The sequence below is a fragment of the Clostridium sulfidigenes genome (assembly GCF_052067195.1).
In the GTDB taxonomy this organism is placed as follows: domain Bacteria; phylum Bacillota; class Clostridia; order Clostridiales; family Clostridiaceae; genus Clostridium_J; species Clostridium_J sulfidigenes.
Genome location: NZ_JBQHQR010000020.1, coordinates 1 through 24,886, shown reverse-complemented (window position 1 = coordinate 24,886; position 24,886 = coordinate 1). Strand labels below are relative to the sequence as shown.

Sequence of the window (24,886 nt, the reverse complement as noted above, 5' to 3'; positions counted from 1 at the left end):
TCTTAAAAAAATTTATTTTATTAAGGTATCTATAATACCTTGAGTTCCAATTTTATCACATTGTGTATAGGATAATTGATGAACATTTAATGCCTTTGAAGTAATAGGCCCTATTGATATAATTGATTTTTCTTTTACCTTATCTATTCCAACTAAAGTAATCATATTTTCTACGGTGCTAGGACTAGTAAATACAACTGTATCACAATTATCAAAAGAAACTAAATTAGGATTTTCACCAATAACTGTGTCATATACTGGTATATCATCTACCTCAGCTCCAATATTTCGAAGTTCATTTACAATATAGTCTCTCCCCTTTTTGGAGCGTGGAATTAATATTTTATCTCCTGATGAAACCTTTAGTTCTATAGCTTTAAATAAACCTTCACCTGTAAATTCCTCTGCTGTTAAAGTTGGAATTATTCCCTTAGCTTTTAAAGCTTTAGTAGTAGCATCTCCTATGGAAACAAACTCACCTTTAATTTTTCTTATATCTATACTGTTATGGTATAATGCATTAAATAGCATTTCAACTCCATTAATACTAGTTAATAATATATACTTATAGTCTTCTAATTTATTTTCAATAGCTTTAATACTTTCAGGATTAGGTTCTATTGCAATAGAATTTATTTCTGTAACTGAAGCTCCTAATTTAGATAATTCATCGCCAATTTCCCTGCTTTGAGCTTTACTCCTAGTTATGCAAATATTTCTTCCGAATAGAGGTAACTTCTCAAACCAATTCAACTTATCATTGAATTTGACTACTTCTCCCACTACAATGATAGATGGATTTGATATGCCCTTTTCCTTTGCTATTTCAGTTATATCTTTTAAAGTTCCTACTGCTTTCTTTTGATTAGAGGTAGTTCCACTCATTACAAGAGCTACTGGAGTTTCTTCTCCTAATCCAGCAGTAATAAGACCGTTGCAAATGCCTCCTAATTGTTCATAACCCATCATAAAAATTAAAGTACCCTTTAATTTAGCTATAGTTTCAAAATCTAAGTTTAAACCAGCTGCACTTTTAGCAGTAAAGACATGAAAACTTTGGGCAATTTTCCTATGAGTTACAGGTATGCCACCATAATTGAGTGCTGCAATAGGTGAAGTTATACCTGGCACTACTTCAAAATCAATATTTTCATCTATTAGAGCTAAAGCTTCTTCACCACCACGACCAAATATGTATGGATCTCCACCTTTAATTCTTCCAACAATATGTCCTTCTTTTGCTAATTTAACTAAGGTATCATTAATCTCTTCCTGAGTTTTATAGTGACATCCTGGCTCTTTTCCACAATAATAAAGTTTTGCATCTCTATTTACATATTTTAATATTTCAGAACCAGATAATCTGTCATAAAGTATAGCTGTACATTCTCTTAAAACCTTTATAGCTCTTAATGTTATTAAGTCTGGTGATCCTGGACCACCTCCAATTAAATAAACCTTTCCCATAAATCCTCCTATTAAATATCTACTTATTTAAGATAACTTGTGATAATTTTTTTCCTAAGTTTAAATATTCTTCTTTATTTCCTATTATAGTGTCTTTTACTAATTTACCATTGACTTCATATATACCCATAATAGTCATTACATCATCCTCTATAGAAGCATATGCACCAATAGTAGAATGACAATCACCCTTTAACTCTCTCATAAAACTTCTTTCAGCTTCTACGCAAATTCTAACTTCCTCATTATCTAGAGCCCTTAATTCATCTGCATATTCACAACTCTCATGAATTTCTATACCTAAAGCTCCTTGTGCAATAGCAGGAATTATTTCATTTGTTTCAAAATAATTGGTAATAATTCCTTCTAATCCTAATCTCTTTAATCCAGCAGCTGCTAATACTATTCCGTCTAAGTTTTCATTTTCAATCTTATCAATTCTTGTTTGAACATTACCTCTTACAGGAACTATTTCAATGTCTGGTCTTAGAAGAAGAATTTGCTCACTTCTTCTTTTACTACTAGTACCAACTCTAGCCCCCTTAGGTAAATGAAAAAATGAAACACCATTCATAGAAACAAAGGCATCCCTTACATCTTCCCTTATTGGTGTAGCAGCAATAGAGAAACCATCTGGTAGCTCATAGGGTACATCCTTCATACTATGGACTCCTCCATGTGCTTTTCCATCAATCATTAATTTTTCTAACTCTTTTATAAAGACTCCCTTTCCACCTATTTTATCTAATGTTACATCAAGTCTTTTATCTCCTAAAGTATCTGTAAGAACCTTTTCACATTTTATATTATGTAGCTCTTCAACCAAATCCATTACATAATCAGTTTGAACTTGAGCAAGCTTACTTTTTCGTGTAGCTAATTTTAAATTCAATTCTACTCCTCCATTCATTGTATAATTTAAATCTATACCCATTCATTTATTAAATCTGAATAAAATAATTGCAAAATCTCAATATGGTATCCATGGTTAAAGAAGAAAAGAAAATCTTCAGAACATATAAAATTTAGAATTTCACTTTTATTATTTAAAGTTGTTACATTATTTCTAATATGAGTTATAAATTCTATATAATTGTCAAAGTTCTGAAGATACTCCTTTGCCTTATTGCATAAAAAAACCGATGCTTTAGGATTTTTTCCTTTAATTCGAAGCCCCAAAGCAATATTTTCACTTCTTCCTGTAGCACAAAGAACAGCTTTAGAATTCTCCGGAAGGGTAGTATCAATAAAAATTTTATTTTTACTGTTGCATATATTCCTAATATTTTCGTTGAATTTAGAATCATTTGTACAAATTACAATTAAATGATAATCCTCCAATAACTCATTAGTAAAAGTTTTATCTAGAAGTTTCAAATTACCATAAGCACCATCTAACAACTTAAATTCATCTGTAAACTGCTCTGAGATGCAATGAACCACAAACTTACTATTTAAAAGAGTTTTAGCTTTTATTAAAGCACTTTTTCCTCCTCCTAATATTAAAACTTTAGTATTCATACCATTCAATGAAATAAATACGGAATCATTAAAACTATCCATGAGAATCCTATCCTTTATTTTAATATTTATTTAGTTACTAATTTCACTTAAAGCTTTTATAATAGTTTCATTCATATCTCTAGTTTTTATAGCTACCCTTACAAAACTATCATTAAGACCAGTATAGTTATTACAATTTCTAATTAAAATACCCTTTTCCATAAGCTGTTTTAAAAGTTGTGAGCTTGTAATTCCTTTTATCTTACAAAGAAAATAATTAGCCTTGCTTTCATACACATTTTGTATAATGTTTATATGATTCAAAGATTTTTTCATAAATGCTCTTTCGGATATCAACCAATTTTTACTTTCATCTATAAACTTTTCATCAAATAATGCATACTTAGCAGCAACTTCTGCAAAACAATTTACTGTCCAAGGATTTTGATTACAAATAATGAAATCTAGTAATTTATTATTTCTACTTATAGCATAGCCCAAACGAACTCCTGCCATGGAGAAAAATTTTGTTATAGCTCTAACAATTACAATACAACTATAATTATGTATATAATTAATTATACTCTTATTATTATCTAATACAAACTCTATAAACGCTTCATCAATAATCACTAATTTATTATGAGCTTCACAATAATCTAATATGTTTTTAAATTTACAATGATCAATAATACAACCATTTGGATTATTGGGATTAGCTATTATTAACCCCTCAGTATTTTGTATCTGTGCAAAAATATCTTCATAATCATATTCCATAAACTCATTTAAAAAAGAATAATTGATATTCAATTTATGTTTTTTACTAAAATCTTCGTATTCTACAAAGGAAGGAACAACTATGGTTATAGAATTCAAGTAGCTTATAACTAAATCTAAAATTTCAGCTGCTCCATTTCCTACTATAATATTTTCAATACCTATGCTATTAAAATACTCTTTACCATAGGCATTTCCATTAAAATACTCATTACTTTTAAATAAATAATTTAATAGGTTATTTTTTAATTCTCTATATTTTATATCTGGATACAGAGGTACCTTTTCTAAAGCTTCTCCTATATTTCCCTTAAAATCCTTAGATATGGATATAGGATTTACATTTGAGCTAAAGTCTAAAAGTTTTCTTCCAATTAAAGTACCTTCAGTATATATATCTCCTCCATGTTTCAAAATATATATACCACCTTTCATCTTAATATGTGCAAGTATATATAAACACTCACCTTTAACTAAAGTATAATTACAGATGCTAAACTTAATATTATTAGTAAAATTTCACTACTATACATTAGTATTATAGATTTCTTAATGTGTTGATGACTTAAAGCTTCTGTAGCATCTCCAATAGTTGGTTTTTCTACTATTTCTCCAAAGTAGGTATTAGCACCACCTAATTGAATAGATAAGGCTCCAGCAGTAGCTCCCTCAGGATAGGCACAATTAGGACTTTTATGATTCTTTCTGTCTCTAATCATAATCTTAAAGGATTCAATTATCCTTCCCTTAACTACCCATGCTGTAAGACACATTAATACTCCAGTTAGTCTAGCAGGAATAAAATTAAATATATCATCAACATTTGCTGGGAAAAAACCTATATTCTTATATTTTTCATTTAAGTACCCTACCATAGAATCCATGGTGTTAATTCCTTTATACATCATAGCAAGTGGTGCCCCTCCTATGATGGCATAAATTATAGGTGCAATTATACCATCAGAAGTATTTTCAGCTATAGTTTCTACATCACCTCGAATTATTTCATCCTTACTTAAAGAAGTTGTATCTCGACCTACAATATATGAAAGCTTAACTCTAGCTTCTTTTATATCATCATGAACAAGAGCATTATAGACCTGAATTCCGGCTGTATGAAGACTCTTAGCAGCAAGCGTTGTCCATATTATTAAAGTATTAACTACTATAAAAACAATATTATTTATTATAGATAGCTTAAGTAATAAATATGGAATAGTGTATGTAATTATACAAACCATAAACACCATAAATAAAGAAGCCCACTTCAATTTAATATTATTAGGGAAATGTTTTCTTAGCCACTTTTCTATAGCTCCAATAAGTTTTCCTATATATATAATAGGATGTGGTAGCCAATTAGGATCACCTAAAATAAAGTCTAAAATAACTGCTAAAGATACACAAAGTATATTTAAGGATATATGAAAATTAATCATGATAACTTCTCCCACTATCTATTTAAGCCCATTATTTTATATATTTTATTCATATCTATAGAGGCTCTTACAAGGTCAGCTAGTTTATCTAATTCCTTTTCTCTTAAGTGCTCATAAGGCATAGAAACCTTCTCTTCAATTCCCTTGTCTCTTCTTAATTCATTAATAATGTGTTGTCTAAACTCAACCCCATCAAAAATACCATGAATATACGTTCCCATAACATTTCCTTTATTATTTACTACTCCATCTAAATGATTAGCTTCTTCATTATTGCTCTTATTTATGTTAATAAGGCTTTTACCTTCATCTAAAAGCGTAGTTTTTCCCATGTGTATTTCATATCCATAAATACTTAAAGGTGTATCATTGTTTATTAAATCCTTTGCTATGATACCATTAACTCTAGTTGTAATCTTTTTCTCTTCAAAAACTGTTTTTATAGGTAAAATATCTAATCCTTCCATAGACTCTAGTGTAGTTTCAACTCCATAAGGATCCTCTAATACCTTCCCCAGCATTTGATATCCTCCACAAATACCTATGATTTTCCCATTAACTTCATATTCTCTAATTTTGTTATATAAACCTGATTTTTTTAAATATTCTAAATCCCCTAGGGTATTTTTAGTTCCAGGAATTATAACTAAATCAGGAGTTTTAAATTCAGTTACAGTTTCCACATATCTTACAGAAACATCTGGTTCTATAGATAATGCATCAAAATCAGTAAAGTTTGATATATGTGGTAACCTTATAATGGCTATATCAATTTTATCTGTGATATTTTTATTAAGGTCAACAGCTCCATCTTCATCCTCTAAGTCTAATTTAAAATATGGAACAACCCCTAAGCAATCCCTATGAGTTAACTCCTCTAAACTATCTACTCCAGGTTTAAGTAAAGATATATCTCCTCTAAACTTATTTATAATAGTTCCCTTAACTCTATCCTTCTCACTATCACTAAGGAGCATAATAGTACCTAGCAAAGAAGCAAATACGCCTCCCTTATCGATATCACCTACAAGTAAAACAGGTGCGTCTATTAGTTCAGCCATCCCCATATTAACAATATCGTTGTCTCTTAAGTTTATTTCTGCTGGACTTCCTGCCCCTTCCATAACAATAATATCAAATTGATTTTCTAATTTTTCAAAAGCAGACTTTAAATCATCCTTAAATTTAACTTTTAAATTGTGATATTCCTTTGCATTGGAATAACCATAAACTTCTCCATTAAAAATAATTTGACAATTTTTATCTGTAGTAGGTTTTAGTAGAATAGGATTCATATATACCTCCGGTTCAAGTCCCGCAGCATAAGCTTGCAAAACTTGAGCACGCCCCATCTCTTTTCCATCCAAAGTTATATATGAATTAAGAGACATATTTTGTGACTTATATGGACATACCGAATACCCATCTTGTTTAAATATTCTACATAATGCAGTAACTAGTATACTTTTTCCTACAGAAGAAGCTGTACCTTGAATCATTATTTTAGCCATTTATAATACCTTCTTTCTATTAAGTAGAGAACCCAAATCTTTGATTTGGGGTGAATCACTTACTCAGCGAACGCAGTGAGTCGAGTTTCAATTTAAATAAAATAAAAAAGCAAGGAAGAAAAGCTCCCTTGCCAAATAATTAAAATTTCCATCTTAGTAAAATAAAAAATATAAGTTTAAATCTAAGTAAGATAAACTTACCAAAATCTTTAATTTTACTTATACATATTAACTTAGTCACTAAAATAGCTCATTTCCCTCCGAAAGCTTATATTTAGGCAGGTCTCCTGGCTTATGAATCACTCTAACCTCACCTTCCCCTATTAAGAGTGGTATTTGAGGGTCGTCATCATTTACAGTAGCGGGGGCTGCTATGGATTTTAACCATATTCCCTTTTCACTTTTAAAAAGCACCTAAAATACTATTTAATTTTCACCCATAATTATAAGAGGTTTAAACACATAAGTCAATATAATGTAAATTTTACTTTGCATTCACTTTTATATTCTGTAAAAAATGTAAAGACCTAGCATTGAAAATGATAGGTCTTTAGTTATGACAAATATTTTACTTATATAATGGAATTTTATTGCAAAGAGCTTTAACTCTCTCCTTAGCAGGTGATAAATCAGCATCCCTATTATCAATTGCCCAATTCATTATATCAGCAATTTCAATCATTTCTTCTTTTCCAAAACCTCTAGTAGTAGTAGCAGGTGTACCTATTCTAATACCACTAGTTACAAATGGGCTTTGGGATTCAAAAGGTATTGTATTTTTATTTACAGTGATTCCAACTTCGTCTAATAGATGCTCCGCTGCTTTTCCTGTAATATCTTTATTTCTTAAATCCACAAGAATTAAATGATTATCGGTACCATCAGACACTAATTTAAATCCTCTTTCTTTTAATGCACTTGCAAGAGCTTTAGCATTTTCTAAAACTTTTTGCTGATACTCTTTGAAAGATGGGTCTAGAGCTTCTTTAAAGCAAATAGCTTTAGCTGCAATAGTATGCATTAATGGACCACCCTGTATTCCAGGGAATATAGTTTTATCTACTAGTTTTGCATACTTATCTTTACAAAGTATTGCCCCACCCCTTGGTCCTCTTAAAGTTTTATGAGTTGTTGTTGTAATAAAGTCTGCATATGGAGCTGGGCTAGGATGTACACCTGCGGCAATAAGCCCAGCTATATGAGCCATATCTACCATCATATATGCACCTATCTCATCACATATTGATCTTATTTTATCAAATTCTATTATTCTTGGGTAAGCACTAGCCCCCGCAACTATCATTTTAGGTTTTTCCTCTAAAGCTACAGTTCTTAATGCATCATAATCTATAAATCCATCTTCACCTACTCCATAAGATATAAATTTATATAACTTTCCTGAAAAGTTAACTGAACTTCCATGGGTTAAGTGTCCACCATCAGATAAATTCATTCCTAATACTTTATCTCCTGGTTCTAATACACTCATATAAACTGCCATGTTAGCTTGAGAACCTGAGTGAGGTTGAACATTGGCATGGTCTGCGCCAAATAGTTTACACATTCTATCTCTAGCAATGTTTTCAGCAACGTCTACACATTCGCAACCACCATAATATCTTTTTCCTGGATATCCTTCTGCATATTTATTTGTAAGAGTGGACCCCATAGCCTCTCTCACAGCCTCACTTGTAAAGTTTTCTGAAGCGATAAGTTCGATTTTACTTTCCTGTCTAGCAGTCTCAAGACAAATTGCTTCATAAATTTCCGTATCAATGTTTTTAACATGTTCTAAGTTCATACATACTCCTCCTGCAATTAAAATTAGTTGTTTTTGGTGGAACCATGTGAATAGCTTTTTAACAAGTTTTTTCTTTTGCGTTAGTAAAGCTTTAGTACTTAGTTTTGCAGCACAGATAGCAACAATATAACCACCAGAACCTTTACATATTATTATAACATTTATTTTCATGTTAACCTACTCAATTTTTTAATTATTCTTGAAATTTTTTAATTATATGACTTTATGTGTACAAAAACACCCTTAAATAGTTTCTATATATTTAACTTTTTAAAATACTATTTAACTTAATTTAATAATTCCTTTAGTTATATTATTGAATAAATCATCTATGTTGTTATATAATCTATTTAATTAATAACTATAAGGAGGAATGATATGGAAATTCATATATTTCTAAAAGGCAAGAAAGAAGCTGAAGTTTTTAAGGGAGATAGAATTGATATCCTTGATTTTGAAATGGGTGGAGTTAAGTATAAACAAGTGAGATACTTTAGAAACGGATTTAGTAAAAGTGAATTAATTGAATCTAATATAATTGATAAAATAATTAAAAAATAGAGGAAATACCCTCTACTTTTTAATATAGAACATTATTTAGTTCAATACTATTTCTTGAATTATAGTTCCCTCTAATGTTTTTATATAGAATACATCTCCATATACAACTCCATAGCTATGAGGATTATTTTCCTTTGGATAAGAAATAGAACCTGGATTAATTATAGAAATGCCATCTTTTTTATTAATACCTAATATATGTGTATGACCATGTAGCATTATATCTTCTGTAGATATATTAGGCATATTATTCTCATTATATTTGTGTCCATGAGTTAAAAAAAATCTTTTGTTATTATATAAAACTACAGAATAATCTCCCATGCATGGAAAATCCAATAACATTTGATCAACTTCCGAATCACAGTTTCCACGTACTGCAATTATCTTATATCTATATTCATTTAGTATCTTTGCTACCTCTTTAGGATCATACTCTTCCGGTAATGGATTTCTTGGCCCGTGATAAAGTATATCTCCAAGAATTAATAAATAATCACCCTGTTCTCTATTAAATACTTCTATAGCTTTTTTTGTGTATTTTGAAGAACCATGAATATCAGAAATAACTACTAATCTCATTTTATATCCTCCCATAATAAATTTTATACTTATTATTTACATTACTTTTATAACATTGTCAAATGTATAACAACATGTGATTGACGGTATTTTACCAAAGTTCTATAATTTATTATATAACATATATACAGATTAAGGAGGGGTTTTATTTTGATTGTTAAAGTTTGTGTTGGAAGTGCTTGTTATGTAAGAGGTTCTCACAATGTTATAAACCGAATTAAGAGCTTAATAGAATTAAATAATTTAACAGATAAAATAGAATTAAAAGCTTCATTTTGTCTTGGTCATTGTACTGATTCGGTATGTGTTACTGTCGATGATAACATTTATACTGTAAATGAAGATGAAGTAGATAAATTCTTTGAAGAATATATAGTTAAGAAGGTGAATCTATGCAAGTAATGAATTTTTCCTCCGCTAACTGTAAAAATTGCTACAAATGTGTACGTACTTGTACAGTTAAAGCTATAGAAGTCTTAAATGATCAAGCTAAAATCCAAGAAGATAGATGTATTTTTTGTGGTCATTGTTTAGTCGTATGTCCTCAAAACGCCCGTCATGTGCTTTCAGATATTGATGATGTCAAAGCAGCATTAAATAGCAATAAAACAGTTGTTGCTCAATTAGCACCTGCTTTTAGAGGAGTATTCTCTCATCCTTCTAAATTGATAACTGCTCTAAGAAAATTAGGTTTTTCTTATATTGAAGAGGTTTCCATAGGTGCAGAACTAGTAACTCAAGAATATGAATGTAGGATTGATTGTAGTTCAAGTAGTGAATTTATCACAAGTTGCTGTCCTTCCATAGTAATGTTAATAGAAAAATATTATCCTGAATTAATTCCATTAGTTTTACCAGTATCCTCTCCTATGGTCGCCCATGGAAAAAGCATAAAAAATAGATATGAGGAACCTTATACTGTTTTTATAGGTCCATGTGTATCTAAAAAATATGAAGCTTTATCTGAATCTAATTTAGGATTTGTTGATTCTGTGTTAACCTTTGACGAAATCATCGACTATATAAAAGAAAATGGTATTGAATATTCTGAACTAGAAGATGGAGGAGTAGATTTTAGCGGTACTACAAGAGGTGATCGCTATCCTGTAGTTGGTGGAATATTAAATGCCATAAGACCTACTATTGATAAAAAAGATTTAAATGTAATTAGGGTTCACGGTCTGGAAAATTGTAAAGTTATTTTAGAGGAACTTAAAAATAGCACTTTAAAGAATGTGTGTATAGAATTAAGTGCCTGTAATGAAAGTTGTCTTGGCGGTCCAGGCACATTATCCGATAATGAATCTGTATACACTAGACTCCAAAGAATTCAAGATTACTTAAAAACCAAAAATAATAATTCAAAAGTTATTAATATAAATAAGGATAATCTTAATCTTACAAGAAACTTTGAAAATAAAAAAATCCATATGCTAACACCTAAAGACGATGAAATTAAAGTTCTTCTTAAACAAATGGGAAAATACACTAAAGAAGATGAATTAAACTGTGGCGCTTGTGGATACAACACTTGTGTTGAAAAGGCTATTGCTGTTTACAATGGAATGTCTGAGGTTGAGATGTGTGTACCTTATATGAGATCATTAGCAGAAAATATGAATAGTGAAATATTTAAAAATTCACCTAATGCTTTAATTATAATTGATGATAACTTATTGATTAAGGACATTAATCCCTCTGGAAGAAGAATGTTTTTAAATTGTGAAAAAGAAAGTATAATAGGAGTTCCTATAACAGAAATTATACACGACTTAGACTTTAAAAAAGTAGCCGACACAAAAAAGAATATTTTAGGTAAAAAAGTTTTCTACAGTAAGTTAGATTTTCATGGGTATAAAAGTGTAATTTATATTAAAAATCACTCATCTTTATTAATAACATTTACAGACATAACTGAGGAAGAAAATAGGAAATTAGAATTGACTGAATTGAAGCGTAAATCTATTGATGTTACCCAAACAATTATAAACAAGCAAATGATGGTTGCTCAAGAAATTGCTAGCTTACTTGGTGAAACTACTGCAGAAACTAAAGTTGCTATCCTAGAGTTAAAAAAAGTATTAGAAGAGGAAGACTAATATGAGAAAATATTACTTAGATGTAGCTAATATGAGTATGAATAAACACGGTGAAGAACTTTGTGGTGACAACGTTGAAATTGCTAATACAGAAGATGGAATTATTGTAGTGATGTCAGATGGTCTTGGCAGTGGTGTTAAAGCTAATATACTAGGAACTTTAACATCTAAGATTGCAGTTACTATGTTAAAAGAAGGAGCTACTATAGATGAGACTATAGATACTATAATTAATACATTGCCTGAATGTCAAGTTAGAAAGTTAGCCTACTCCACTTTTACAATTGTGAAAATTAAAAACAGTGGCGAGGTATATATGGTAGAGTACGATAATCCACCTGTTTTTCTTTTTAGAAATAATCGTAGTTGTGACATCAAGAAGAATCGACGTATAGTGAATGGTAAAGTTATTTTTGAAAGTAGATTTTATATGAATGAATCTGATGCTCTAGTTATTATAAGTGACGGAGTTGTACATGCTGGTGTAGGTGGACTCTTAAATTTAGGTTGGGAATGGCCTCATATAAATAGATATCTAACTAATGTACTCCACAAAGAGGTGATTGCTCAAAACATATGTAGACAACTATTAGAAGTTTGTAAAGACTTATATGATAATAAACCTGGGGATGATACAACAGTAGTAACTATTAAGATAAGAAAGGAACAAAACATCTCTCTCTTTACAGGGCCGCCTAAAAATAAGGATGATGATGATATTCTTATAAATCTTGTGAAAAATGCTACAGGTAAAAAAATTGTATGTGGTGGCACTACTGCAAATATAATATCTAATGCATTACACACCCCGATAGAGATAGACTTAAAGCATTATACTTCAGAAGTCCCGCCTATGGGATTTATGAAAGGTATAGACTTGGTTACAGAAGGCATACTAACTTTAAATAAAGTAAAAGAATTATTAAAAAATTATCTAAATTCTATTAAAAGGAATGCTATACCCTGTGCTATAAATGGCTCTGATGGAGCCTCTAGAATTACTAATATGTTAATTAATGAAGGTACATCCATAGATATATATATAGGGCAAGCAGTTAATCCAGCTCATCAAAATCCATCTTTTCCAGATGAATTTAATTTAAAAATTAAGATTGTTAAAGACATAGCCAGATTACTAACTGCATTAGGTAAAAAAGTAAATGTAAATTATCTTTAATTTCAAAAAGATATTAGATTTTTTCTAATATCTTTTTAAAATCTTTTTATTATAATTGTAATACGCCACATATAATACTATTCCAATGACTATGCAAAGAATTCCAATAGAAACAGCACATAATGCAAAAAACTCTTCAGGTAGTATGTTTATAATAGGATCTGTGTTGGGATCAAAAATCCATTTATCATTATTAAAAAAAATTTTATGGAATATTGTAAAGAAAAAATTAAAGTTAATACTTACAACTATTGAGATTAAAACTGGAGTTATAATTGATATAATGGAAATATATTTTATATAAATATAGCTCTTATAACTGCTAGTATACAGTACAGACAATATGGCTAACGTAATTATTAAACTTAATATAGTAATCTTAGCAAGTTTAAATAATTCCTTTACTTCTTTAAAATGAAAAGCACCAGCATCTGATGATTCTAAAGATGGTAGTTCAAATTTGTCGTTGTTATTATATAACAAATAGTCTATTACATAAGAATAATTTTTTTTCATCTCCTCAATAGATAAGCTTGTTCTCTCCTCCATATTAAATTTATTAATACTGTAAGTATAAATAGGTTTTATGCTTGTTACTATTAAAGTAGAAATAAGAATAACTAAAACAAAACCTGTAATAGAAATAAGTATATTTAGAATAATTTTTTTCATAGTATTACCTCACCTTTTATTTGTTAGAAATTAGTAATCTATACAATACAATTTTATTATCCTATTTTATCATTGTCAAAAAAATTTTCATATAGTATAATTTTCATGTTACAATATATGAGTTATAATGTGCCCACTTGTAGTGGGTTTTAAATTTGATTAAATAAAATTTAGTAATTTCATAGATTTGGGGGTAAAAATGATTCATTTAATTGGAATAAAGAAAGAACTTGACTTAATTTTAAGAGCTAAACTAGCAATATCCCAAGATAATATAGATGGAATATTACTAAAAATGAAAGAAACTCTATGCGAAGAAGTTGTTATAATTAATACCTGTAATAGAACAGAAATATACTTAAAATCTTCCCTATCTCAAAATATCATAATACAAGAAGTATTCAATACACTTAATTGGGATGAAGAATTTATTAAATATATATTTTACTCTAATGATAGCAAGGCTATAACTCACTTACTGGAAGTTAGTTGTGGGTTTCATTCAAAAATTTTAGGTGAAGATCAAATCTTAGGTCAAGTAAAGGATGCCTACTTAAAAAGTAAAGAGTTAAAAGTTATAAAAGCTTCTTTTGATAAGCTATTTACAATGGCTATTAGTTGTGGTAAAGAGTTTAAAACCGAAAGTAAACTATATAAGACACCTGTGTCCTATTCATCTATTGCTGCTAAAAAAGCTATAGACCAAGGTTGTAAAAATATATTAATATTAGGTTTTGGTAAAATGGCTCAATTAACTTTAAATTATCTTATAGGAAAACAAGATATCTTAGATAAAATATATATTGTAGTAAGAAATACAGATAAGGTTATTAATCATAGTACTATAATAAAAAATATAAAATTAATGGAAAATAAAAAGATTGAAATTATACCCATTGATAATATGGTATATACTTATAAATATATAGATGCTTTAATATGCTGTACTTCTTCCCCTACTCCAATTGTACTAAAGAAAGATCTCCCTTCACAACCAATTTTAATTTTTGATCTTTCCTTACCAATTAATGTTGAAGATTCTTGTAGTGAATTAAAAAATATATGTTTATTTAATTTAGATAATCTTCAAAATGTAGATAAAGAAAATAAGATTCAGCGAAGAAATATTATGAATTCAAATAAATATATAATAAAGAAATACTATGATGAATATAATAATTTTTTAAAGTTAATGTCCTTAAGTGGTATAATTAAAGATGTAAAAGAAGAAGGTAAATTACTTGTGGAAAATAATCTTAAAACCTTTAAAAATAAAAAGTACACTAAAGATAATGACAAGCTTGTAGCTACCCTTTTAAAAAGTAGTGCTAACACATATATAAATCGTGCCATTGAAGTTTTAAAAGAAGAAACTTTAAAAGGAAATAATAAGGACGCCTATGAGTTAATTGAACGTATTTTTCTAAATAAAATTAATTAGGAGGAAGAGCTTAATGAACAATAAAACTATATTTGAAGAAAGCAAAAAGTATATTCCCGGAGGAGTTAATAGTCCAGTAAGAGCACTTAAGGATATGGGTATCACCCCTCCTATTATAAAATCTGGTATGGGTTCTAAAATATATGACGAAGAAAATAAAGAATACATAGATTTTGTTGGAGCTTGGGGACCTATGATTTTAGGGCATTGTAACTCCAGAGTTGTTGATGCTATAAAAAATACTTCAGAAACAGCTATAGCCTTTGGTGCACCAACAAAATTAGAATTAGACTTAGCAAAACTTTTATGTGAAACTGCCTCAATTGATATGATTAGGATGGTTAACTCTGGTACTGAAGCTACTATGAGTGCAATTAAATTAGCAAGAGGCTATACTAAGAGAAATAAAATTGTTAAATTTGCTGGTTGTTATCACGGTCATTATGATGGATTTTTAGTAAGTGCAGGTTCTGGTGTTATGACTTGTGGCATACCTGGAAGTGCTGGTATACCTAAAGAACACATAGAGCATACAATTGTTGCTAATTATAACGATATAGATAATTTAAAAGAAATATTTACTACTTATAGTAATGATATATCTTGTGTTATTATTGAACCTATTGCTGGAAATATGGGAGTTGTTAAACCTTCTATGGAGTTCATGGAGAACTTAGATAAACTTTGTAAAGATAATGGTACTTTATTGATATTTGATGAAGTAATGTGTGGTTTCAGAATTGCATATAAAGGCGCAAGAGAGCTATTCCCAAATGTTAAACCTGATCTTATTACCTATGGTAAAATTATTGGAGGCGGCTTACCTTGTGGGGCTTATGGCGGAAGACGTGAAATCATGGAACTACTTGCTCCATTAGGCCCTGTGTATCAGGCAGGAACCATGTCAGGTAATCCTCTTGTTATGGCTGCTGGAATAGCAACAGTTAAAGAATTACATGAAAAACAAGATATATATACCCATATAGAAACCATAGGAACAAGATTAGAAAATGGTATTAAAGAAATTTCAAAAGAAAAAAATATAAATGTAGTAATTAATAGAGTTGGTGGAATGATGACTGTATTTTTTACAGATTTAAATGAAATTAATAATTACGAAGAGGCTAAAAGTTGTAATACAAACATATTCAGAAAATATTTTATGCATATGTTAGACAAAGGAATTAATTTACCACCGTCACAATTTGAAGCAATGTTCCTATCAATTTCTCATAGCGAAGATGATATAAATAAATTTCTTACAGCCTATAAATCATTCAATATATAAGTGTATAATTATAACATTTATAATAACTTGGAGTACAAAGTTTTTTTGTACTCTTTTTTTTATTATAATAAAATGAATATAATAATTTATCAAGTTTCATAAACTAATTATAATAGCTGTTTATATCAATTATTTTTTATAAAATTGCATAATATTAAATACGACTTTTTAATTCATAAATTTTCTGAATAGTATTGCAATTATAATTATACTGATATATAATTTATTTAATTACTTAAATTGGAATTTAATATAGGAGTGTGTTGTTAATGAAAGAAAAAAAGCAAAAATCTAGTAAGATATCTTCCCCCCCTAGAAAGCCAAAAGTTTGGCAAGCTCTTATACCTATTTTAGTTCTCATTATTTCTCTATCTATTGCAATTATATTCTATGAATCAAGTCCACATATTCCTTTAATAATTGCAGCTGCAGCTGCAACTATTACAGCTTTATGTATTGGATTTAAATGGGAAGATCTCGAAAAAGGATTTATCGACACTATTCAAATGTCAATGCAAGCAATTATAATACTTATGATAATTGGAGTTTTAATTGGTGCTTGGATATTAAGTGGTACTGTACCAACAATGATTTATTACGGACTTAAAATTTTATCTCCTGGTATATTCTTAGTTGCTACATGCATAATCTGTGCTATAGTTTCATTAGCTACTGGAAGTTCGTGGACAACTGCTGGTACTGTAGGTATTGCACTTATAGGCGTAGGTATTGGTTTAGGAATCCCTACTCCAATGATAGCTGGTGCTATAATATCTGGTGCATATTTTGGAGATAAAATGTCACCGCTTTCTGATACAACTAACTTAGCTCCTGCTATGGCTGGTTCTACTTTATTTGATCACATTAAGCATATGTTTTATACTACAACGCCAAGTTTAATAATATCTCTTATACTATTCGCTATACTTGGGATGAAATATGCAGGCCAAGAATTGGATGTATCAAAGTTGAATATAATATTTGATGGACTAAAAGCCTCTGGTGTAATTAACCCAATTCTATTGCTACCTCCAATAATAGTAATAATACTTGTTATAAAAAAAATGCCTGCAATTCCAGGACTACTAATAGGTGTTGCTACGGGAGTTCTTTTAGCTGTTTTAGTACAAGGTTCTAATTATGGTGATATAGTTAACATTTTAAATGATGGATATGTAAGTGAAACTGGAGTTGAAATTGTAGATGAACTATTAACTCGAGGCGGCCTTCAAGGTATGATGTATACCGTTTCTTTAATTATATGTGCGATGACCTTTGGTGGTATAATGGAGAAAGCTGGATTCTTAAATGTACTTGCTGAAAAATTACTTAGACTTGCCGTTAATACAGGTTCTCTTGTACTAATTACTATAATTTCTTGCATTGTTGTTAATATACTTGCTGGAGATCAATATTTATCTATAGTTATTCCAGGTAGAATGTATAAAGATGAGTATGCTAAACGTGGCTTAGCACCTAAGAATTTATCTAGAGCTCTAGAAGATTCTGGAACATTAACATCACCATTTATTCCATGGAACACCTGTGGAGCATTTATGTCTACTACTCTTGGTGTTTCTTGTTTCTTATATGCACCATTCTGCTTCTTGAACTATATAAATCCTATAATATCAATAGTTTATGGATACACAGGATTCTCAATGGAAAAACTAGAAGACCCAGAAAAACTAGACAAACCAGTTATCAAATCCTAGTATGCTTTGAAAAGGTCATATATTAAATGGCCTTTTTATCCTTTTATAATATTTTCTAATATGAATAATGTCAATACCACTTAGGCAATAATATAATGAATATTATTGCAAGGAGTTGATTTTCTTGGATAAAAAATATATAGTTAATAGTTTAAATGAATTATTACAGGGCATATATATTGATATAAACATTTTTGAAGATTATATAAAGCACTCTAAAAACGAAGATGTTATTTCTCAAATATCTAAAGTTCGAAATGACTACCAAAAACATGCATATAGAATATGTAATATAATAACTGATTTAGGTGGTAATCCTATAGAAATTGATAATTGTGTTGATATAAATTCATATATTAATATTGATGCTACAGTTATTGACAAAGAGCTTTTAAAAAAAACTTGTGAAGCTGCAAATAATGTATTAAATTTAGGTTGTAAATTAATATCAGATCCTAATTTTATTAATCGTGAAAGCTATACTACTATAAATTTAATGAATAAAGATTATCAAAAACATATTAATCATATTGAAAGATGTGAATTATATAGTGGTAGTTTTCAATAAAAATTGTAAAATAATTTCAATACATTATAATTCCTAAAAACATTAAAATGCCCTATTAGTATTAATTCAATAAAATACTAATAGGGCATTTTAATATATATTATCTTTTTTTATTAATCTTTTTACCAATGATGTATCCTATTAAAAGTCCAGTTCCTAATGCAAGAGCAGACTTTACTTTTTCAAATTTAATTTCAGCATCTGAAATAGGTTTCACATTGTTAATTATAACTGTATCCTGTTCTATAATATCTTCATTTGGATATATAAAAGCTCCTACTAAGCACAAATGGTTAAATCTTTCTTCTGAAAAGTTATTCGATAAATCTTGAAGAGTTTTCAAAAAATATTCTTTAGTCCACTTATTATCCTCTTCTAGTTTTGCTCCATCATGAATTTCAAATAATGCCTTAATGTTTTCTTTAGCATAATTTAATGCATTTATAATTTTTTCTGAATTTTCCGGCTCAACTCTTATGTATTCAATTAATGCTTTTCTAACTTCCTCAATACTATTGGATTTAATTGCTTCTTCTATTAAATTTAAACTTATTTCCATAACTAATCTCCTTCTCATCTTGGTTATTATTGAAATCTTCCGACATTTTTAAATTATATCATTTAAAATAGTTTACTATACTATAATTCTATTGTTAGTATATACTAATTATATAGTTTTTTACATAAAAGTTCAACGAATAAATAGTAATTATTAGTATATATAATATAATCATTATAATAATTATCAAATTTAACTCATTTAGTATAATATAATATTAAGTAGAATTATATTTAAGTTAATTTTGCTTACCAAAGGGGTGTTATAACGCTTGAATAGTTATGGATTAGTATTAGGTGGTGGTGGTTCTAGGGGTGCTTATGAAGTTGGAGTGTGGAAAGCTTTAATAGAATTAAATATAGATATATCTTCGGTAGTTGGAACTTCTATTGGAGCTATTAATAGTGCTTTTATATGTAGCAATAATTATAATGACTTAGAAGAGTTATGGCTATCAATAGATTTTTCAACTTGCTTCAATATTGATGATAATTTTTCTATAGATGAAAATCTATCATTTAAAAACCTTCCTAAATTCATGAAAAATATTATATCTAATAGAGGGTTAGATCATACACCTTTAAAAAGATTACTACAACGCTATTTAAATGAAGATATAATAAGGAATTCACCTATAGATTTTGGTATTGTTACCCTTACTATGTATCCCCTAAAACCTATAGAAATATTTAAGACTGATATTCCTTACGGAAAAATTATTGACTATATAATGGCAAGTTGCTCTCTGCCTGGCCTAAAGCATATGGTTATTGATGGTGTCACTTTTGTTGATGGAGGTATGTATAATAATATTCCAACCAGCATGCTTTTAAATAGCCCTTGTTCTGCTATAATCCAAGTGGATATAGATGGACCTGGATTCAGTCAAAAAATTAATAATATAAATGATATACCTATAATAGAAATAAAATGTAGTGAAAATCTTGGTCCAATTATTAGTTTTGATAGTGAAAGAATTAAAAGAAATATAAGTATAGGATATTTAGATACATTAAAAACTTTTAAGCAATTAACAGGACAAAACTATTATTTTTTCAAAGATGAGTTCCCTAAGGGATTATTAGTAAATATTAATGCCATTGAGTTTAAACTTATAACTGATTCATTAAATTTTAATAATTCCATATACAATCATTTAAAACTATTAAGAACTATAAAAAAAATTGAAAACTTTTCAGGCATAATAACAAAAAGCCGTGTTAATATTATCATGGCTATGGAAATCACTGCAGAAATTTTAGAAATTGAAAGAAATATTGTATATAGATATGATGAACTTTTAAATAAAATTTTACAAAAAGTAAATGTATACAAAAAAAATATAAATAGTAAGGAACTTTCACTAAAAGATTATTTAATTTTAAAAAATTGCAATCTTTTAGATACATCTAAATCTACAATAGCCTTTAGAAACACTTTAGCAATTACATTTCCTAAAGAGTTTATTGCTCATATGTTTTTGTGTTTAATTAATTATAGAATCAATTTATAGCATTACATGTTCTTAAATTATTAAAAACTTTACTCTCTTTTAGTCTAAAAACTATGTTATAATTAAAGTATAGCTTTTTAGTATACTTATTGAATATTGATTTATTGGAGGATGATAAAATATGAACATTGCCTTTTTTCTAACTCCTAAAAGCGAAGTAATTTTTGAAAAGGTTAGTTCTACTATGCGAAGAGCAATGGAGAGAATGGAATATCATAGATATACTTCTATACCTTTAGTGGATGATAAAGGAAAATATGTAGGTACTTTAACAGAAGGTGATCTTCTTTGGAAATTAAAAAATTCTTCCGAATTAAGCTTAAAGGATACAGAAAATGTTTTAATAAAGGATATACCAAGACATTTTAAAGATAAACCCGTATCAATTAATTCTGATATTGAAAGTCTAATACTTGTTGCTAAATCACAAAATTTCGTTCCAGTAGTTGATGACTCAAATATATTCATTGGAATTATAAAAAGAGGAGATATAATATCATATTGTTATAAGAAATTATTTGAGGTAGATAATAGTGATGAGTTTAGCGAATTTAAAACTATGTCAAAAATAAGTTAATAATTATCACTTAAGTTTAAAAACCCTTTAATGCTAAAAACATTAAAGGGTTTTAATATATTTTAATTCTTCATTTTAGTATTTTTAAGTTAAACTTTTATTTATTCTTCCATCTTCATAGCTCTCATAGCATTTAATACAGCTATTATTGTAACTCCTACATCTGCAAATACCGCCATCCACATATTGGTAATTCCTAGAGCTGTTAATACTAAGACTATAGCTTTTATCAATAAGGAAAATACAATATTTTGAACTACAATTTTTTGTGTCTTCCTAGCTATTTTTATAGATGTAGATATTTTTTCAGGATCGTCAGTCATAATAACAACATCAGAAGCTTCTATAGCTGCATCTGAGCCTATTCCCCCCATTGCTATCCCTATATCTGCTCTAGCTAATACGGGAGCATCATTTATTCCATCTCCAACAAATATTAATCTTCCCTTCTTAGAAAGGCCATTATATATTTTTTCTACTTCACTTACTTTTTCATGTGGCATTAATTCGGCTCTAACCTCATCAATAGAAATAACCTTTGCAACATATTCAGCAATTGTTTTATTATCTCCAGTAAGCATAACAGTTTTCTTAATCCCTAGTTCTTTTAACTTTGCAATAGCCATAGGTGAAGTATTTTTTATTCTATCAGAAATCACTAAACTTCCTACAAAATTATTATTTACTGCAACATATATAATAGTACCCACTTCATTTGATTTTACATACCTAATTTCAAGTTCTTCCATCAGTTTATAATTTCCTGCATATATATATCTATCACCAAAGTATATTTTTACACCTTTACCTGGAATCTCTTCATAACTCTTTATTCTACTTTTATCAATAATAGCCTTCGTACTAATTTTTTTATAGGATTCTACAATAGATTTTGCAATAGGATGATTAGAATATATTTCAGCATATGCCGCATATTCCATTAACATGTCCTCAGTAATGAATCCATAAGGAGTAATTTTTGTAACTTCAAAGCTTCCTTCTGTTAATGTACCTGTTTTATCAAAAATTACCACTTCTGCTTTGCTCAATGCTTCAAGATAGTTCCCTCCTTTGACAAGCACCCCACTTCTAGATGCTCCTCCAATCCCGCCAAAGAAACTTAAAGGTATTGATATCACAAGGGCACAAGGACAAGATACAACTAAAAATGATAGTCCTCTATATAACCAGGTATATAAATCTTCACCCATAGCTAACGGTGGTAAGAAAGCTAGTAGAATTGCTAATATAACCACAATAGGAGTATAGTATCTAGCAAACTTTGTTATAAATTTTTCTGTTGGTGCTTTTTTATTTGAAGCATTTTCTACTAATTCAAGAATCTTTGATACTGTAGATTCACTAAATTCCTTAGTTATTTTAACTTCAATAAGAGAAGTTTTATTTATTGATCCAGCTAAAACTTCAGCTCTTTCCTTAACTACTCTTGGAACAGATTCTCCTGTTAAAGCAGAAGTATCTATTTGAGAATCTCCCCTTACTACAACTCCATCTAAAGGAATTTTTTCACCCGGCTTAACAACTATTATATCACCAATGCCTACCTCTTCTGGAGAGACAGAAGATATATCCCCGTTACTTAATTTTAAATTTGCATGGTCTGGACGAATATCCATTAACTCTGATATAGAATTTCTAGATTTATTAACTGCCAATTCTTGAAAAAACTCTCCTATTTGATAAAATAGCATTACTCCAATAGCTTCTGGATATTCACCAATTAAAAATGCACCAATTGTAGCTATACTCATTAAGAAGTTCTCATCAAAAACTTGACCTTTTATTATATTTTTGCCGGCAATAAGCAGAATATCTCCACCAATTACTAGATAAGAAGCTATAAATAAAAATAAACTTATCATATCCTTAGTTAATACTCCAGCAACTGCCAAAGAAATTCCTATAATAAATTTTATTATTTGTTTCTTTTTAAACCCTTCTCCATGATCATGGTTATGATTATGAATATAATCATCACTATGAGAATCATTGTAGGTAACCTTTTCTTCCTTAACTTTATTATCATTTGAATTAGAATTAATACTTTTTATATTTCCCTGAACCTTAACATTTTTTTTACTTATAATATTTTTTTCAATTTCTTTAACTCTAACTCCATGTTCAATTCTAGTAGATATGCTTTCCACATCATCAAATATTATTTCTCTATTAGTGTCCTCATCAACCTCTAAAATAGCTTTTGATGTCACAGAGTTGACTACAGCACTTTGTACGTAAGATAATTGATTTAGTTCACGTTCGATTTTCAAAGCACAATTTGCGCAATGCAATCCTTGAATTTCATAAAGCCTTTTTGTTTGTCCCATTATTTTACTCCCCCTATAACTAGTTTATTCATTAACGTGGCTAAGTCCTTTATAGAAAATATCTTTAACATGATCATCATCTAAAGAATAATATACAACTTTTCCATCTTTTCTTGATTTTACAATCCTAGCTAGCTTTAGTACTCTTAATTGATGAGATATTGCAGATTGTGTCATATTAGTTAAAGCTGCTATGTCGCAAACACAAGCTTCTGTATTTAACAAAATATTTAATATTTTAACCCTAGTAGGATCTGCCATGGACTTAAATAAATTTGACAGTTCTTCTACTGTAGTATCATTTAAAGTTTTATCTTTTAATTTTTCAGTAATTTCATCATGTATGCAAACTTGCATACAAACCTCTTCTTTATACATATATTACATACCCCTTTCATATGAATACTTGTTCATATGTTTATACTATGCTCATTTCTTTTTTTTGTCAATACTTTTCAAACAATATATTTAATTAAATATTTCATATAATTTATAATATAAGCATTAATTATAAATTTACACCTAAAAATAAAATGACCGTCTATAAAGGCAGTCATTTTATTTATTCATTGATTTAAAATTTATTCATTAAAATAAGTATCTATCATCTTTTCTGCAATTCTCTTATTTAAGGAAGCTGAATTTAAAAGTGTTAATATAATCAAAAATATTTTTTTATAATCCTCATAATTTTTAGTAGTTTCTTTTTCACATAAATTAGTTGTATCATTGACAATTGAAGTTAAGAATTCTTTTTCTTTATCAATTTGATTTTTCTTTAATGAAAGATATTCATTATATATATTACTTAAATCAAAATTTGATTTTTCTTCTGATAATATTTTTACCATAGGGGTAAATAATTTTTTTATATCAGCTATAGACAAAGTTTGCTTTAAATCATAAATTAAAATCATTAAAAGAATATGATCTTTAGAATATTTTTTATTTTTATTTTGAAAAAGCAATTTGTCTTTAGAGTAGTTATTTATCATAGTTTTGGTTAAAATCTTGTCCGTAGGGTTTCTTTTTATATGCTCTAAGTTATTTTCAAATAATTGAATTACCTGATCCATATATAAATCAATATCTGGTATTTTATTAATATTAATCCTATCATCTAAGTTCATATTAGTTAAAAGCTCTTCTAAATTTTCTATATTAAAGTTCACATAATCACCTTGTATAATGAACTCATAGTAAAAATTCACTATACTTTCCCTTTCATAATAATTTTTACTATACTTAACATAAGACGCTGTGGATTAGTTCAATCACCTATAGC

23 protein-coding genes and 1 riboswitch are annotated in these 24,886 nt (G+C 28.6%); of the genes, 10 read left to right on the top strand and 13 right to left on the bottom strand.

All coding sequences use genetic code 11. From position 1 onward, the window contains the following. Nucleotides 1–12: 12 nt before the first annotated feature. From cobA to glyA, 7 genes are all read right to left on the bottom strand, one after another. Nucleotides 13–1,467 carry a uroporphyrinogen-III C-methyltransferase gene (cobA, locus tag ACTNBA_RS17530; RefSeq protein ID WP_441075572.1) on the bottom strand — a complete coding sequence of 485 codons (1,455 nt, stop codon included), beginning with the start codon at nucleotides 1,465–1,467 and terminating at the stop codon, nucleotides 13–15. Between the two features lie 19 nt (nucleotides 1,468–1,486). Then, entirely contained in the window at nucleotides 1,487–2,359 is an 873-nt protein-coding gene (gene hemC / locus ACTNBA_RS17525; RefSeq protein WP_441075571.1) for a hydroxymethylbilane synthase, read from the bottom strand. 32 nt (nucleotides 2,360–2,391) lie between these two features. Continuing rightward, complete coding sequence (locus tag ACTNBA_RS17520) at nucleotides 2,392–3,030, bottom strand: NAD(P)-dependent oxidoreductase (protein ID WP_150845543.1); 639 nt, start codon at nucleotides 3,028–3,030, stop codon at nucleotides 2,392–2,394. A 30-nt stretch (nucleotides 3,031–3,060) separates the two neighbouring features. Beyond that, the gene (locus tag ACTNBA_RS17515; RefSeq protein WP_441075570.1) at nucleotides 3,061–4,185 is read right to left on the bottom strand and encodes a pyridoxal phosphate-dependent aminotransferase; all 1,125 of its coding nucleotides are present in this window, start codon (nucleotides 4,183–4,185) and stop codon (nucleotides 3,061–3,063) included. 38 nt (nucleotides 4,186–4,223) lie between these two features. Continuing rightward, nucleotides 4,224–5,186 (bottom strand): adenosylcobinamide-phosphate synthase CbiB, encoded by a 963-nt coding sequence (gene cbiB, locus ACTNBA_RS17510; RefSeq protein WP_167403113.1) that lies wholly within the window; start codon nucleotides 5,184–5,186, stop codon nucleotides 4,224–4,226. Nucleotides 5,187–5,203: 17 nt separating this feature from the next. Continuing rightward, nucleotides 5,204–6,700, bottom strand: coding sequence for a cobyric acid synthase (locus ACTNBA_RS17505; protein ID WP_441075569.1), 1,497 nt, complete (start codon nucleotides 6,698–6,700; stop codon nucleotides 5,204–5,206). Nucleotides 6,701–6,960: 260 nt separating this feature from the next. Continuing rightward, nucleotides 6,961–7,133: riboswitch (cobalamin riboswitch) on the bottom strand. A gap of 135 nt (nucleotides 7,134–7,268) precedes the next feature. Next, on the bottom strand, nucleotides 7,269–8,501 hold the full coding sequence (gene glyA, locus ACTNBA_RS17500; RefSeq protein WP_441075601.1) for a serine hydroxymethyltransferase: 1,233 nt from the start codon (nucleotides 8,499–8,501) through the stop codon (nucleotides 7,269–7,271). A gap of 378 nt (nucleotides 8,502–8,879) precedes the next feature. On the opposite strand from glyA, the gene ACTNBA_RS17495 reads away from it, so the two are divergent. Beyond that, nucleotides 8,880–9,062: a hypothetical protein gene (locus ACTNBA_RS17495; RefSeq protein ID WP_035132251.1), complete on the top strand. Its 183-nt coding sequence runs from the start codon at nucleotides 8,880–8,882 to the stop codon at nucleotides 9,060–9,062. 36 nt (nucleotides 9,063–9,098) lie between these two features. Here ACTNBA_RS17495 and yfcE read toward each other — a convergent pair whose 3' ends face one another. Next, the gene (gene yfcE / locus ACTNBA_RS17490) at nucleotides 9,099–9,644 is read right to left on the bottom strand and encodes a phosphodiesterase (RefSeq protein ID WP_441075568.1); all 546 of its coding nucleotides are present in this window, start codon (nucleotides 9,642–9,644) and stop codon (nucleotides 9,099–9,101) included. Between the two features lie 150 nt (nucleotides 9,645–9,794). On the opposite strand from yfcE, the gene ACTNBA_RS17485 reads away from it, so the two are divergent. From ACTNBA_RS17485 to ACTNBA_RS17475, 3 genes are read left to right on the top strand one after another with little or no spacing between them, the layout of a single operon-like run. Next, nucleotides 9,795–10,046 carry an NAD(P)H-dependent oxidoreductase subunit E gene (locus ACTNBA_RS17485; protein ID WP_346848118.1) on the top strand — a complete coding sequence of 84 codons (252 nt, stop codon included), beginning with the start codon at nucleotides 9,795–9,797 and terminating at the stop codon, nucleotides 10,044–10,046. After that, a complete protein-coding gene (locus ACTNBA_RS17480) occupies nucleotides 10,037–11,743 on the top strand; it encodes a [Fe-Fe] hydrogenase large subunit C-terminal domain-containing protein (RefSeq protein ID WP_441075567.1) in 1,707 nt (568 codons plus the stop codon). The genes ACTNBA_RS17485 and ACTNBA_RS17480 overlap by 10 nt, the downstream gene beginning before the upstream one ends. A gap of 1 nt (nucleotide 11,744) precedes the next feature. Continuing rightward, the gene (locus tag ACTNBA_RS17475) at nucleotides 11,745–12,920 is read left to right on the top strand and encodes a SpoIIE family protein phosphatase (RefSeq protein ID WP_150845551.1); all 1,176 of its coding nucleotides are present in this window, start codon (nucleotides 11,745–11,747) and stop codon (nucleotides 12,918–12,920) included. Nucleotides 12,921–12,944: 24 nt separating this feature from the next. Here the strand turns inward: ACTNBA_RS17475 and ACTNBA_RS17470 are convergent, their stop codons facing one another. After that, nucleotides 12,945–13,592: a TIGR01906 family membrane protein gene (locus ACTNBA_RS17470; protein WP_441075566.1), complete on the bottom strand. Its 648-nt coding sequence runs from the start codon at nucleotides 13,590–13,592 to the stop codon at nucleotides 12,945–12,947. A gap of 199 nt (nucleotides 13,593–13,791) precedes the next feature. On the opposite strand from ACTNBA_RS17470, the gene hemA reads away from it, so the two are divergent. From hemA to ACTNBA_RS17450, 4 genes are all read left to right on the top strand, one after another. Continuing rightward, nucleotides 13,792–15,033: a glutamyl-tRNA reductase gene (gene hemA / locus ACTNBA_RS17465; RefSeq protein ID WP_441075564.1), complete on the top strand. Its 1,242-nt coding sequence runs from the start codon at nucleotides 13,792–13,794 to the stop codon at nucleotides 15,031–15,033. Between the two features lie 13 nt (nucleotides 15,034–15,046). Continuing rightward, nucleotides 15,047–16,321, top strand: a complete 1,275-nt coding sequence (gene hemL, locus ACTNBA_RS17460) for a glutamate-1-semialdehyde 2,1-aminomutase (RefSeq protein WP_441075563.1) — start codon at nucleotides 15,047–15,049, stop codon at nucleotides 16,319–16,321. A gap of 269 nt (nucleotides 16,322–16,590) precedes the next feature. Next, entirely contained in the window at nucleotides 16,591–18,036 is a 1,446-nt protein-coding gene (gene nhaC, locus ACTNBA_RS17455) for a Na+/H+ antiporter NhaC (protein ID WP_441075562.1), read from the top strand. A gap of 124 nt (nucleotides 18,037–18,160) precedes the next feature. Then, on the top strand, nucleotides 18,161–18,604 hold the full coding sequence (locus ACTNBA_RS17450; RefSeq protein ID WP_441075560.1) for a ferritin-like domain-containing protein: 444 nt from the start codon (nucleotides 18,161–18,163) through the stop codon (nucleotides 18,602–18,604). A gap of 100 nt (nucleotides 18,605–18,704) precedes the next feature. Here the strand turns inward: ACTNBA_RS17450 and ACTNBA_RS17445 are convergent, their stop codons facing one another. Further along, nucleotides 18,705–19,163 (bottom strand): hypothetical protein, encoded by a 459-nt coding sequence (locus tag ACTNBA_RS17445; RefSeq protein ID WP_441075559.1) that lies wholly within the window; start codon nucleotides 19,161–19,163, stop codon nucleotides 18,705–18,707. Between the two features lie 271 nt (nucleotides 19,164–19,434). Here ACTNBA_RS17445 and ACTNBA_RS17440 point away from each other — a divergent pair, with 271 nt between their 5' ends. Together ACTNBA_RS17440 and ACTNBA_RS17435 are read left to right on the top strand one after the other, a co-directional pair. Further along, a complete protein-coding gene (locus ACTNBA_RS17440; RefSeq protein ID WP_441075558.1) occupies nucleotides 19,435–20,676 on the top strand; it encodes a patatin-like phospholipase family protein in 1,242 nt (413 codons plus the stop codon). A 121-nt stretch (nucleotides 20,677–20,797) separates the two neighbouring features. Beyond that, entirely contained in the window at nucleotides 20,798–21,253 is a 456-nt protein-coding gene (locus tag ACTNBA_RS17435) for a CBS domain-containing protein (RefSeq protein WP_035135753.1), read from the top strand. 101 nt (nucleotides 21,254–21,354) lie between these two features. Here ACTNBA_RS17435 and ACTNBA_RS17430 read toward each other — a convergent pair whose 3' ends face one another. The 3 genes from ACTNBA_RS17430 to ACTNBA_RS17420 form a co-directional block, all read right to left on the bottom strand. After that, the gene (locus ACTNBA_RS17430; protein ID WP_441075556.1) at nucleotides 21,355–23,601 is read right to left on the bottom strand and encodes a heavy metal translocating P-type ATPase; all 2,247 of its coding nucleotides are present in this window, start codon (nucleotides 23,599–23,601) and stop codon (nucleotides 21,355–21,357) included. Between the two features lie 24 nt (nucleotides 23,602–23,625). Then, nucleotides 23,626–23,979 carry an ArsR/SmtB family transcription factor gene (locus tag ACTNBA_RS17425; RefSeq protein ID WP_035135755.1) on the bottom strand — a complete coding sequence of 118 codons (354 nt, stop codon included), beginning with the start codon at nucleotides 23,977–23,979 and terminating at the stop codon, nucleotides 23,626–23,628. Nucleotides 23,980–24,182: 203 nt separating this feature from the next. Next, nucleotides 24,183–24,773 (bottom strand): DUF1836 domain-containing protein, encoded by a 591-nt coding sequence (locus ACTNBA_RS17420; protein ID WP_441075555.1) that lies wholly within the window; start codon nucleotides 24,771–24,773, stop codon nucleotides 24,183–24,185. Between the last annotated feature and the right edge of the window lie 113 nt (nucleotides 24,774–24,886).

Bases quoted from the DNA above. Each gene is read 5' to 3' on its own strand.
- cobA (WP_441075572.1), bottom strand. From the start codon at position 1,467: ATGGGAAAGGTTTATTTAATTGGAGGTGGTCCAGGATCACCAGACTTA.
- ACTNBA_RS17520 (WP_150845543.1), bottom strand. From the start codon at position 3,030: ATGGATAGTTTTAATGATTCCGTATTTATTTCATTGAATGGTATGAAT.
- ACTNBA_RS17515 (WP_441075570.1), bottom strand. From the start codon at position 4,185: ATGAAAGGTGGTATATATATTTTGAAACATGGAGGAGATATATATACT.
- ACTNBA_RS17505 (WP_441075569.1), bottom strand. From the start codon at position 6,700: ATGGCTAAAATAATGATTCAAGGTACAGCTTCTTCTGTAGGAAAAAGT.
- glyA (WP_441075601.1), bottom strand. From the start codon at position 8,501: ATGAACTTAGAACATGTTAAAAACATTGATACGGAAATTTATGAAGCA.
- ACTNBA_RS17495 (WP_035132251.1), top strand. From the start codon at position 8,880: ATGGAAATTCATATATTTCTAAAAGGCAAGAAAGAAGCTGAAGTTTTT.
- yfcE (WP_441075568.1), bottom strand. From the start codon at position 9,644: ATGAGATTAGTAGTTATTTCTGATATTCATGGTTCTTCAAAATACACA.
- ACTNBA_RS17480 (WP_441075567.1), top strand. From the start codon at position 10,037: ATGCAAGTAATGAATTTTTCCTCCGCTAACTGTAAAAATTGCTACAAA.
- ACTNBA_RS17475 (WP_150845551.1), top strand. From the start codon at position 11,745: ATGAGAAAATATTACTTAGATGTAGCTAATATGAGTATGAATAAACAC.
- ACTNBA_RS17470 (WP_441075566.1), bottom strand. From the start codon at position 13,592: ATGAAAAAAATTATTCTAAATATACTTATTTCTATTACAGGTTTTGTT.
- hemA (WP_441075564.1), top strand. From the start codon at position 13,792: ATGATTCATTTAATTGGAATAAAGAAAGAACTTGACTTAATTTTAAGA.
- hemL (WP_441075563.1), top strand. From the start codon at position 15,047: ATGAACAATAAAACTATATTTGAAGAAAGCAAAAAGTATATTCCCGGA.
- nhaC (WP_441075562.1), top strand. From the start codon at position 16,591: ATGAAAGAAAAAAAGCAAAAATCTAGTAAGATATCTTCCCCCCCTAGA.
- ACTNBA_RS17445 (WP_441075559.1), bottom strand. From the start codon at position 19,163: ATGGAAATAAGTTTAAATTTAATAGAAGAAGCAATTAAATCCAATAGT.
- ACTNBA_RS17435 (WP_035135753.1), top strand. From the start codon at position 20,798: ATGAACATTGCCTTTTTTCTAACTCCTAAAAGCGAAGTAATTTTTGAA.
- ACTNBA_RS17430 (WP_441075556.1), bottom strand. From the start codon at position 23,601: ATGGGACAAACAAAAAGGCTTTATGAAATTCAAGGATTGCATTGCGCA.
- ACTNBA_RS17425 (WP_035135755.1), bottom strand. From the start codon at position 23,979: ATGTATAAAGAAGAGGTTTGTATGCAAGTTTGCATACATGATGAAATT.